Here is a 12,301-nt window from a genome sequence, read left to right as displayed (position 1 = left end):
TTCACCATGGGAGCGGTAGAAAAGTTTTCCTTTACCTCGGTACTTGCAGGCAACAACATCGGCGTGCCGCTGTTTACCATCAGAGAATACATCCAACGTATGATTGATGTCGAAGACCTTGTTTCGGACGGAAGTGTAAGTATGAAGCTGTCGGATATGGAAAGCAGCCTTTTTTATAAACCGGACAATGTTCATAAGGATTTGAGCAATATCATGTTGTTTGACGGTAAATACAAGTTCTCAAAAAAGTTAGTTGTGAGTGGAAATTTCATGCTCAATCATGTCGATCAAGCCGGGCGGTCGCACAGGGAAGACGTTTTCCTTTCAGACAATTCCGTGGTAAACACCTTTTCAGACAATGAACAGAAGGGTAATTTATTCTTGGGGAAACTCAAGGCAGATTGGAAACCGCTGAGCAACGTTCATACGCAGGTGAACATGAGGATTGATGCCACCGGCATGAAAGACGGTAGAGACGCAAGGACTGACGGGGGAGGAGCGAACGATTATGTCATGCGGAACAACAAGCATTCTTTTTCCGCAGAGACAGATGTATCAAACAAGATTGGTGTCGGAGACGGCATGTTCTCCACCTTTGCCAATGTAAGATATGATCGTTGGAAACGTGTAAAACAACTGCATACCAATAACAAGATACTTCCCATTCAATATTCCATGACAGCGGATAACAAGTATATTTATAACGACAGCATGAATACGGAAAGATTGCATGCGACATTAGGCTTGGGATATTCATTCGTATTGAGGGATAACTTTAAATTTGAGACATCGGCGACTTATCTGTATGATACCCAAAAGTTAAGTTTGGCGTGTGGAAATTGTATGGCAGGAAACGACGAACGGTTAGACATGAACGAATTGGCATTGAAGTTCTACCTGAAAAACAATTCGCATAAGATAAGATACCGGATAGGAGCAATGTTGGTCTCTGAAAACAACCGTTACACTTCGAGATTCTCGAACCATTCATGGGCAGTATATCCGTTGGCAGAGATAGGTTATAAATTCGGCACATCTCACAACCTTTCGATTACCTTAATGCGTGGCAACGAACTTATCGATATGGAGAAATTATCCGGTAAGAACATAGTTAATGCCTACAATGAGATTTCGATGGGTTCCGACATTATTTCGCCATATAATAAAAGTAACCAACTCGCCCTGTCGTATCAATACTTTAACATACAGAAACAATTTTATGTCATTCTCGGGGCAAATCTTTCTTCGGTAAGAAATGCCGTGATGCAGAATATTGTCCAAAACAACATTGTCAGCATTACGAGATATGGAGATGGCGGAAACCAAGATAATGCTCATTTTATAGTCACTGTCGATAAGAGATTTAAGCGTTTGCCGATTAATTTCAAAGGAACATTATCTTTTAACTACCTGACGAATGTTTCCGGCATTAACAATGTTAGGAATGAAATAAAAGCATGTTCCGTGTTTTCAGATCTAAACCTTGCAACAAAATTCAAATCAATATTAAATGGTGAAATATCCATGAAATATTCCCATAACAGTAGTCTTGTCAGTATTACAAACACGAGGAACGATATGGACAGAATAGAGATAAATTCCAAACTTTTGTTTCACATCAATGATTTTAGGAGTCAACTGCTTTTAGGATATAACCGTGTGAAAGGCAATGGTTACTGTGACAACTTGTACGATCTTGGCTGCAACATAGACTACAAGATAAACAAACTGATGCTGGCACTGACGGTAAAGAACATATTGAATCTCCGTGAAATGAAATGGTGGCAAACAATAACGACACCATACTATACCTCTACCGAGAGTTACGACAGAATGCCGGGTTATATAATGCTGGGAGTGGTATATAATTATTAGTCATAAACAAGGGTATGCAACTATACCACACATAAAGAAAAAGTAGGAAAAAACATACATTACATATAATATTAATTCTGAATAGTTGCGCACTTGCCTGCTTAATACCTGCTTGTTATATTTCTTTATATGGATAATTTTGTTTACTTTTGCAGAAAAATATAACTTATGGATATAAAGAATTACAGGATAAGTCCGTGGCAGTGGTTGGCATTCTTGATAGTTGCCGTCAGTCTGCGGTTGCTCACCGGGTCGTTCTTCATGGCACTCGGCATATTCATGCTTCTGTTGCTTGTAGATTTCTTCATAGTGCAGTGGGAGAATAAGCGCAGAGACGATGACGACGAACCGATGTGAATGTTTCCACAAAACTATTTTTAATGGAAAGTCTTATTGAACTATACCGGAAATACAGGGGAGAGATGCCTGTTGCCACGGAGAAGATGGCGGGTGCGGGAAGCAACCGCCGGTATTACAGAATGACCGCCACGGACGGCTCTTCAATTATAGGTGTCGTAGGCACGAGTCGCGACGAGAACCGTGCATTCATATATCTCGCGCGACATTTCGGGAGCAGGCAGTTACCGGTTCCGCGCGTATTTGCCGTTGCCGAAGACGAGATGTGTTACTTGCAGGAAGACCTCGGCTCGGTATCGCTTTTCGATGTGTTGAAAGGAGGACGTGAGGCGGGAGGACGCTATAACCGGAGAGAGAAGGAACTGCTCGTGGAAACGATTCGCCAACTGCCAAACATACAGATACGCGGGGCAAGAGGATTGGACTGGGACAAGTGTCACCCGCAGCCGGAGTTCGATACCGACTCGGTGTTGTTCGATCTGAACTACTTCAAATACTGTTTTCTGAAACCTTCCGGAACAGACTTTCACGAAATGAAACTCGAAGCCAATTTCCGACTTTTTGCAAAAGATTTGACTTCGGAAAAGTATGACTGTTTTCTTTACAGGGATTTCCAAGCACGCAATGTTATGCTGAAGTCTGCCGAGAAAGGGGAATCCGAAAGCAAGTTGTATTTTATTGATTTCCAAGGAGGAAGGCGCGGGCCGTTTTATTACGACCTCGCTTCGTTCCTGTGGCAGGCATCGGCGAGATACCCACACAAACTGCGCCGCGAACTCGTATATGAGTACTACAACTCGCTGCGCAACTATATCGAAGTGCCGTCAGTGAGACATTTCGTGCAGCGGCTGTCGTTGTTCGTACTGTTCCGCACCATGCAGGTGCTCGGTGCATACGGATTTCGCGGATATTTCGAACGCAAACAGCATTTCATGGACAGCATTCCGCCGGCAATGCAGAATCTGCGCGAACTCTTGGAACTCGATTTTTTTCCTTATCCGTACATGACAGACATGTTGCGCAGGCTCGCCGCACAACCACAGTTTGCCGTAAAAGAAGAGACTGCGGCGGTGCGTGCCGACGGATACAAAACCACCGACAGCGATGTTTATAAGGCACACCCGAAGGACGGGCCTGCCACTTTCTCAAAGTACGACGGCACGGGACCGCTCGTGGTGCGCATTTACAGTTTCTCATATCGAAACGGAATACCCGAAGACGAGAGCGGCAACGGCGGAGGATATGTCTTTGATTGCCGCTCGACACACAATCCCGGGCGGTACGAACCGTACAAGAAACTTACCGGACTCGACGAGCCTGTGATACGTTTTCTTGAAGACGACGGTGAGATACTTACATTCCTCGAACACGTGTACCAACTTGCCGATGCCCATGTGGCACGCTACATTCAGCGCGGTTTTACCTCGTTGATGTTCTCTTTCGGTTGCACCGGCGGCAGGCATCGCTCGGTATATTCTGCGCAACACCTTGCAGAACACATAAACAACAGGTTCGGAGTGGAGGTAAGACTGTGTCACCGAGAACAGGAAATAACACAGATTTTTCCTGCCAAGTGACAAATTGTTATACGCCGGACAACCACGCGAAATGCAGACAACGACAAACGGTGTTGCAAATTCGGCGAAACTGATGACCAATTTCGCCGAATTTGGTAAGTAATTTGGGCGAATTTGCTTTGCGAAAGGAGATGAATTGAAAATCATTTTACGGCTTTTGAAATAGTGAACCCAAATCTGTCATTAGAACCCTCAACCGATTTTGTCCGATTGTTGGGCAGATGTACAGCCGTTTCATCGAAGGCGTAGCGGGCTGCGTCGAGATGTAATGGCTGCGCAGATGTCAGCAAGCTGGCTAAAGCAGTAGGGAAGCGTAACGGCAATGGCAAATCTAAGCAAATGCGGTCTGATGACAGATTTGGGGTAAAGAGCACCCGAATGCAAAAAGATGCCGGTGCTTGTATGTCTGTTTTATATCGTTGTCGATAATTTGCGGATTGCTTTTTGTGTAGGCAGATGGAAAAATAACCTCGCTTGACATTGCTATTCCGAATGAAGAATAATATAATAGAAACGAAGAAAATTTTTCTTCGTTTCAAATAAATTATATATCTTTGCAAACATGATAACGATACTTGGCCCCACTGCAAGCGGCAAGACGGCACTTGCGGCACGTCTTGCGGCATGTATAGGCGGAGAGATAATATCCGCCGACAGCAGGCAGGTGTATCGCCGCATGGACATCGGTACGGGAAAAGATCTTTCAGACTATGTGGTTGAAGGAAAACAGATACCGTATCATCTTATCGACATCGCAGAGCCCGGAACCAAATATAACCTCTTTCAGTACCAGCAAGACTTCCACGAGGTTTACGACAAAATAAGGGGCAGGGGGGCAGAGCCGATACTGTGCGGAGGCACGGGACTTTACATCGAAGCGGTGCTTAAAGGGTATGCCCTGTCGCCCGTGCCGCAGAACGCAGCATTGAGAGAGAGTCTCGAAGGTAAGACGCTCGAGGAACTTACGGTTATACTGATCCGGCTGAAAGAACGCAACAACTCGGCAATGCACAACACAACCGATGTGGATACGGCACAACGCGCAATCCGTGCGATAGAGATAGAGACATACAATGCCGACAGACCTGTCGGAGAAAGGAAAATGCCTCGGACGGACTCGCTCGTGACAGGGGTGGCGATAGACCGCGATGCACGCAGGGAGAAGATAACGAGGAGACTGCGGCAGAGACTTGACGAGGGACTGGCGGAGGAGGTGAGAGAATTGATTAAGAGCGGTGTGCCGCCGGAAGACCTCATATATTACGGATTGGAATATAAATACGTAACGGAGTATGTCATCGGAAAGATTGACCGCGATGAGATGTTCCGCCTGCTGGAAACGGCAATCCACCAATTTGCAAAACGGCAGATGACATGGTTCCGCGGAATGGAACGCAGGGGGACGGAGATAAAATGGATAGACGCAAGTTTGCCCATGGAGAAAAAAATAGACCGCATCCTGAAATTAAGAGAAGAGAGGAAACTATACGTTTTTAATAAATAAACCAAGAGATGGAGAAACAGTCGAAATGGGGCATATTGTATTGCCCGAAACATGCCACGCACAACCGTCATAAATTCCGGGAGAAAGTGGAACACTGTCTCTTGGAGAAAGGCGTGGAGTATGACTTAGTTCAGAGCGAGAACACAAAGAGCGTGGAACGCCTGATAACGATGTTCATAAACAACGGATACAAAACCATTGTGGTGGTTGGTGGCGACTCTGCCCTCAACGATGCTGCCAACTGCCTGATGAATGCCGAGAAACATGTGCGCGACGAAATAGCGTTGGGCTTGATACCCAACGGGGTTATGAACGATTTCGCCTCGTTCTGGGAAATGGAGGTTGGCGAAATAGAGCATAACATAGATTGGATAATCGCTCGCCGGGTGAGGAAGATTGACTTAGGTTGCATAAGGTATGCCGACAAGCAGGGCAACCGCCGTCACCGTTACTTCCTTAACAGTGTCAACGTCGGGCTGTTGTCCGACATAATGAACCTCCGTAGGAGGACCCGTCGCTTCTTCGGGTCGCGCATTCTCTCGTTTATCTTCTCCTTCGTGCTGCTGTTGTTCAGGAGGAAAGACTATAAGATGCACGTAAAGATAAACACAGACGTGGTGAAACGGAAGATTATGATGGTGTGTGTGGGCAATGCACTCGGATACGGGCAGACGCCGAATGCCGTGCCGTACAACGGATTGCTGGACGTTTCGGTGGTGTATCATCCTGAGATGATGCAACTGTTCGAAGGCTTCTATCTTTACCTTTCGGGAAAGATTCTGAACCACAAGAGCGTACACCCGTACCGCACACGCAGAGTAGATTTCGTGGAGGTGTCGAATGCACCTGTCAATATCGACGGTCGCATGCTCGACAACATACACGGAGATTTCCGCGTAGAGGTGGAACAAGAGGTGCTGAACTTTATCATGCCCTGCTGATTTGTACCTGCAACAACCGTTGACATGGCAAGTAAATGGAAAGGGTATCTGCAACGAAAAGAAATTCCGTGCCCGTATTTAAAACATGGGTATGCCACACGGAATACAAGATTGTCAAACTTATAAAAACCTATATTACAGAGTAATTATGAGCTATCTTAGATTTGAAAAGGCTATGATGACCAACCTTGAGGAGGTTTTGCCGCGAGAGTTGTTGCGCACCAATCGTTCGGGGGCATATTCATGTTCCACGATAGTGGATTGCAACACAAGGAAATATCACGGACTGCTCGTCGTGCCTGTGCCTGAACTTGACGATGATAACCATGTATTGCTGTCTTCGCTCGATGCCACGGTAATTCAGCATGGCGCGGAATTCAATCTCGGACTGCACAAATATCAGGGCAATCATTATAGTCCGACGGGACATAAATATATCCGTGAATTTGATTGTGACAAAGTTCCTACAACACTTTACCGTGTCGGTGGGGTTATGTTGAAGAAGGAAGTGGTTTTCCAACATTATGAAGACCGCATACTGATACGATACACTCTTGTCGATGCCCATTCGGCAACGAAACTGCGTATCCGCCCGTTCCTCGCTTTCCGCAGCGTAAAGGAGTTCACCCACGAGAACTCCGTGGCAAGCCGTGAGTACCATAACGTGGATAACGGGATATGCACCTGCATGTACGCCGGATATCCGGAATTATACATGCAGTTCTCAAAAAAGAACGATTTCGTATTCATGCCTTATTGGTATCGGGGCGTTGAGTATCCCAAGGAACAAGAAAGAGGATATGCGTCGAACGAAGACTTGTATGTTCCGGGATATTTTGAGATGGACATAAAGAAAGGAGAGAGCGTGCTGTTTGCCGCATCTACGAGTGAGGTTAAGACGCGCTCGTTGAAGACTTTGTTTGAAAAGGAAGTGGAGGAACGTTCGCCACGAGACAATTTTTTCCACTGCTTGGTAAATGCGGCACATCAGTTTCATTTCCGCAAAGGGAAAGACGACCGCTACATACTTGCCGGGTATCCGTGGTTCAAGTGCCGGGCGCGAGACACTTTCATAGCACTGCCCGGATTGACGCTCGCCATCGAAGAACAGAATTATTTCGAACTCGTTATGAAGACGGCAGAACGAGGACTGCGAGAGTTTATGGAGGGCAGACCGTCAACTGTGAAGATTTACGAGATAGAACAACCCGACGTGCCGCTTTGGGCAATTTGGGCAATACAGCAATATGCCAAGGATGTCGGCGAGGAGAAATGTATAAGTAACTATGGCACATTGGTGCGAGACATAATAGAGTTTGTCATGGCGGGCAAACACCCGAATCTGACACTCGAAGAGAACGGACTTTTGCGCACGGAAGGCAGGGAGAAAGCCGTTACATGGATGAACTCTGCCGACAACGGCAAGCCAATCGTTCCGCGTACGGGCTTCATCGTGGAGTTCAACTTGTTGTGGTATAACGCCTTGAAGTTCGCAGCAAAACTTGCAGGCATAAGCAATGACACGGAATATGTTGCCCGCTTGGAAGAACATGCGGAAAAAACGCGCCGGTCTTTCTTAGACACTTTCCTGAACGATTGCGGCTATCTGTTCGATTATGTAGATGGCAACATGATGGATTGGAGCGTTCGCCCCAACATGATTTTTGCCGCGGCATTCGACTATTCGCCACTCGACCGTGCTCAGAAAAAGTCGGTAATAGACATCTGTACACGCGAACTGCTCACACCCAAGGGGCTACGCTCGCTCTCACCGAAGAGCGGAGGGTATAACCCTATGTATGTAGGACCGCACTCGCAACGTGACTATGCCTATCATCAAGGTACGGCATGGCCGTGGCTCGGTGGTTTCTACATGGAGGCTTGCTTGAAACTATATAGAATGACACGCCTGAGTTTCATAGAGAGACAAATGGTGGGATATGAAGACGAAATGTTTTTCAACTGCCTTGGCACAATACCCGAGATGAGCGATGGCAACCCACCGTTCCATGCCCGGGGGGCAATGTCGTTTGCTATGAATGTGGCCGAAATTCTCCGAACGCTGAAAATGCTGGAGAAATATACATATAAATAATAATACCTATGAAAGTACTAATGTTCGGATGGGAATATCCACCACACGTTTTCGGAGGACTTGCCACGGCAAATTACGGAATATCGGAGGGGTTGAAGGCACAGGGAGACATCGAAATAGCACTATGCCTGCCAAAACCTTTCGGTGATGAGAGTACGCATGCGGCACGCATCATCGCCATGAATGCCGTTCCCGTTGCCTACCGCGATGTGAACTACGACTATGTGAAGAGCCGGGTGGGAAACATCATGGAGCCGGAATACTATTACCGTCTGCGCGATAACATATATGCAGACTTCAATTACATGAACGTAAACGACCTCGGTGCAATGGAGTTTGCCGGCGGATACCCGGCCAATTTGCACGATGAGATTAACAACTACTCGATAATCGCAGGGGTGGTGGCACGCACAGAGGAGTTCGACATAATACATGCGCACGACTGGCTGACATATCCTGCCGGCATACATGCAAAGAATGTGAGCGGAAAGCCGTTGTGCATACATGTGCATGCAACGGATTTCGACCGGTCGCGAGGTAACGTAAACCCTGCGGTATATGGCATCGAGAAGAACGGAATGGATAACGCAGACTGCATAATGTGTGTATCGGAACTGACACGGCAGACTGTAATAAACCACTACCATCAAGACCCGCGCAAGTGTTATACGGTGCATAATGCAGTATATCCGTTGAGAAAAGGGTTGCAGGATATTCCTCGTCCGGATCATACGGGCAAAGAAAAGGTGATAACGTTCCTCGGGCGCATCACGATGCAGAAGGGTCCGGAATACTTCGTAGAAGCAGCAAACATGGTGCTGCACCGAACGAGCAATGTGCGTTTCTGCTTTGCCGGTTCGGGCGATATGATGGAAGAAATGATCGATCTCGCGGCAGAACGCGGTATTGCAGACCGCTTCCATTTCCTTGGTTTCCTGCGCGGAAAGCAGGTGTATGAGTGCCTGAAGAACTCTGACGTGTATGTAATGCCGTCGGTATCCGAGCCTTTCGGCATCTCGCCTCTCGAGGCAATGCAGTGTGGTACGCCGTCTATAATTTCGAAACAGAGCGGATGTGCCGAAATACTTGAAAACTGCATAAAGGTTGACTACTGGGACATACACGCACTCGCCGATGCAATGTACTCCATCTGTAACAACGAGAGCCTTTTCAAGTATCTTCAAGAGGAGGGAAAAAAGGAGGTTGACCGGATTACATGGGAGAAGACAGGACAATGGATACGCACGCTGTATTTGCGTACACTGGGATGGGAATAGCGGCAGACAAATTGCACGTTGTTACGGAAAACAATGAACTTTTATAAGAAACAAGAAAGCCCGTGCCCCTGTAAAGGCTTACCGATGCGGGATAAGAGGGGGGATTAGAAGATGAAAACAATATGTTTGTATTTTGAGATACACCAGATAATTAATCTCAAACGATACCGTTTTTTCGACATCAGTACAGACCATTACTATTATGACGACTATGAAAACGAACGTACAATAGACGACATCGCCGAGCGTTCGTATATGCCGGCACTGAATACCATAGAACAGATGATACGCGATGGAGGAGGATATTTCAAAGTGGCGTTCTCGCTTTCGGGTGTAGGTATGGAACAACTTGAGATGCACGCGCCCGAAGTAATCGAGAAATTGCAGACTCTGAACGATACCGGATGCGTGGAGTTTCTTGCCGAACCTTATAGTCACGGACTGTCATCGCTTGCCAACGAAGCGGCATTTGCTGCCGATGTGAGGAAACAGTCGGCAAAGATTGAGCAGTATTTCGGAAAGAAACCAACCGTACTGCGCAACTCATCGCTGATCTATTCAGATGACATCGGAATTCAAGTGGCGGCACTTGGTTTCAAAGGTATGCTCACGGAAGGAGCAAAACATGTACTCGGATGGAAATCGCCTCACTATGTTTATAGCAGTGCTTCTGCACCGAAATTGAAACTGTTGCTGCGCGACATCGAACTGTCCGACGATATTTCGCTGCGTTTCAACAATACCGAATGGGAGAGATACCCGCTGTTTGCCGATGATTATGTTGACCGAATTGCACGCCTCCCGGAGGAAGAGCAGGTGATAAACATATTCATGGAACTCTCGGCTCTCGGAGTGGCACAACCGCTGTCGTCGAATATCCTCGAGTTTCTCCGTGCAATACCCGTATGTGCAAGGCAGAGGGGGATAATATTCTCAACACCTTCCGAGATTATATCGAAGATGAAGAGCATAAGCGCAATAAACGTACCGTACCCCATGTCGTGGGTAGATGAGGAACGCGACATTTCGTCATGGCTCGGGAATGCCATGCAGCGCGAGGCTTTTAACAAACTATACAGCGTGGCCGACCGTGTGCGCATTGCCAACGACCCGAAGATTAACCAAGACTGGGACTACCTGCAGGCATCGAACAATTTCCGATTTATGACCACAAAACCGTCTAACGTGGGACTCGACCGAGGCATATACAGTTCGCCTTTCGATGCTTTCACAAACTACATGAACGTTCTTGGCGATTTCATGAACCGCGTAAAAAGTCTTTATCCGGAAGAGATAGACAATGAAGAACTAAACTCGCTGTTGACAACCATCAAAAATCAAGGCGACGAAATAACCATGAAGGAGAAGGAAATTGTGCGCTTGCAGGCAAAGGTGGAGAAACTTAAGACTGCCAACGGTAAACTTAAAGCACAACTTGACAAGGCTTCCGAAAAGAAAACTGTCGCGAAGAAAGCTTCCGGAAAATAATGTACTTGAAAAGGAAATAGTCGTATTCGTCTGCATAGATTTTATCTAATGTCTTCGCAATGCGTGTTTTTAGTATGATAACCTAATCTTTAATATATGATGAAAAATATTTTAAGAACGTTCTTCTTGCTTGCTTTCTGCATTACCATGACCACGGCTTGCGAGAAAGGATACTACGGAGAGAACGAGGATGGGAAAACGGAGACTCCTACTGAAAACAAAGGTGACAATGACAAGGGCAATGATGATGCCGGCAAAGGAGACTCTGACGGAAAAGACAATGAAGACGGTGAGAAAGGAGGAAACGACAGCGGAGACACCGACAACGGAGGAACAGGCACGGACACCGGCACAGACGGGGGAGACACAGGCGACAACGGTAATGAGGATAATAACGAGGATGGTGACGGAGACGAAATATTCACTGTCGCTCAATTCATAAATTACAATATGACGGGTCAACGATGGGTGAGAGGATACATCGTTGGAGCATGCACAAAGTCGATAAACAATGCCGATTTTAATCCTCCTTTCAAAAACCCGCAGGCAATACTGTTGGCTGATAGTCCTACGGAGAAATCGAAAGGGAAAGTCATTTCCATTGGATTGCCGAGCGGTTCGTCGGCACGTAAGGCTCTAAATCTTGTAGACAATCCTCAAAATTATGGAAAACGTATTGCCATATTCGGCGAGCGTGCCACTTATCTCGGCATTACCGGAATAAAGAAACCGGACGGATGGAAATTCGAATAATTGAGAATTTGGAATCTTTTTGAAATACCGATTAAGATTTACAATAAATCAAAACCGCCGATTTTGCATTACAAAATCGGCGGTTTTGATGAGTAATTCGGGCGAAATTGCTTTGCAAAACGGGCGGGGTTGATTTACAAAGCGTTAATGACCGACCGGGAATAAACCCAAATCTGTCACTAGACCGCATTTGCTTAGATTTGCCATTGTCGTTACGCTTCCCAACTGCTTTAGCCCGCTTGCTGACATCTGCGCAGCCATTACATCTCGACGCAGCCCGCTACGCCTTCGATGAAACGGCTGCACATCTGCTCAACAATCGAACAAAATCGGTTGAGGGTTTTAATGACCGATTTGGGATAAATGATGATTTGTTGGTATGGAAATAAGAAATTGACAACGGACAAATATAACAGTCCGTTGTCAATTACATT

At 46.4% G+C, this 12,301-nt stretch carries 11 protein-coding genes; 10 read left to right on the top strand and 1 reads right to left on the bottom strand.

What is annotated here, in order from left to right; translation table 11 throughout:
- Window positions 1-6: 6 nt before the first annotated feature.
- The 3 genes from EII32_RS03170 to EII32_RS03160 all read left to right on the top strand — a co-directional run bounded on the left by EII32_RS03170 (window position 7) and on the right by EII32_RS03160 (window position 3,809).
- Window positions 7-1,875 carry a hypothetical protein gene (locus EII32_RS03170; protein ID WP_125234008.1) on the top strand — a complete coding sequence of 623 codons (1,869 nt, stop codon included), beginning with the start codon at window positions 7-9 and terminating at the stop codon, window positions 1,873-1,875.
- Between the two features lie 168 nt (window positions 1,876-2,043).
- On the top strand, window positions 2,044-2,232 hold the full coding sequence (locus EII32_RS03165; protein ID WP_125234007.1) for a hypothetical protein: 189 nt from the start codon (window positions 2,044-2,046) through the stop codon (window positions 2,230-2,232).
- Between the two features lie 23 nt (window positions 2,233-2,255).
- Window positions 2,256-3,809, top strand: coding sequence for a phosphotransferase (locus EII32_RS03160; RefSeq protein ID WP_125234006.1), 1,554 nt, complete (start codon window positions 2,256-2,258; stop codon window positions 3,807-3,809).
- Window positions 3,810-3,952: 143 nt separating this feature from the next.
- On the opposite strand, the gene EII32_RS03155 is transcribed toward EII32_RS03160, so the two are convergent.
- Window positions 3,953-4,138 (bottom strand): hypothetical protein, encoded by a 186-nt coding sequence (locus EII32_RS03155; protein WP_125234005.1) that lies wholly within the window; start codon window positions 4,136-4,138, stop codon window positions 3,953-3,955.
- 233 nt (window positions 4,139-4,371) lie between these two features.
- On the opposite strand from EII32_RS03155, the gene miaA reads away from it, so the two are divergent.
- The 7 genes from miaA (at window position 4,372) to EII32_RS03120 (ending at window position 12,256) form a co-directional block, all read left to right on the top strand.
- On the top strand, window positions 4,372-5,313 hold the full coding sequence (miaA, locus tag EII32_RS03150) for a tRNA (adenosine(37)-N6)-dimethylallyltransferase MiaA (RefSeq protein WP_199741386.1): 942 nt from the start codon (window positions 4,372-4,374) through the stop codon (window positions 5,311-5,313).
- 8 nt (window positions 5,314-5,321) lie between these two features.
- Window positions 5,322-6,254 carry a diacylglycerol/lipid kinase family protein gene (locus EII32_RS03145; RefSeq protein WP_125234003.1) on the top strand — a complete coding sequence of 311 codons (933 nt, stop codon included), beginning with the start codon at window positions 5,322-5,324 and terminating at the stop codon, window positions 6,252-6,254.
- 148 nt (window positions 6,255-6,402) lie between these two features.
- The gene (locus EII32_RS03140; RefSeq protein WP_199741385.1) at window positions 6,403-8,349 is read left to right on the top strand and encodes a glycogen debranching enzyme N-terminal domain-containing protein; all 1,947 of its coding nucleotides are present in this window, start codon (window positions 6,403-6,405) and stop codon (window positions 8,347-8,349) included.
- 8 nt (window positions 8,350-8,357) lie between these two features.
- The gene (locus EII32_RS03135; protein ID WP_125234002.1) at window positions 8,358-9,626 is read left to right on the top strand and encodes a glycosyltransferase family 4 protein; all 1,269 of its coding nucleotides are present in this window, start codon (window positions 8,358-8,360) and stop codon (window positions 9,624-9,626) included.
- Window positions 9,627-9,737: 111 nt separating this feature from the next.
- Entirely contained in the window at window positions 9,738-11,114 is a 1,377-nt protein-coding gene (locus EII32_RS03130) for a glycoside hydrolase family 57 protein (RefSeq protein ID WP_125234001.1), read from the top strand.
- A gap of 96 nt (window positions 11,115-11,210) precedes the next feature.
- A complete protein-coding gene (locus EII32_RS03125; protein ID WP_125234000.1) occupies window positions 11,211-11,867 on the top strand; it encodes a DUF6359 domain-containing protein in 657 nt (218 codons plus the stop codon).
- A gap of 200 nt (window positions 11,868-12,067) precedes the next feature.
- The gene (locus EII32_RS03120) at window positions 12,068-12,256 is read left to right on the top strand and encodes a hypothetical protein (protein WP_125233999.1); all 189 of its coding nucleotides are present in this window, start codon (window positions 12,068-12,070) and stop codon (window positions 12,254-12,256) included.
- Window positions 12,257-12,301 lie beyond the last annotated feature (45 nt).

It is taken from the genome of Prevotella sp. OH937_COT-195 (assembly GCF_003932845.1).
Lineage (GTDB): Bacteria > Bacteroidota > Bacteroidia > Bacteroidales > Bacteroidaceae > Prevotella.
The sequence above is the reverse complement of the archived record's forward strand: the minus strand, read 5'-3'. Positions and strand labels throughout refer to the sequence as shown.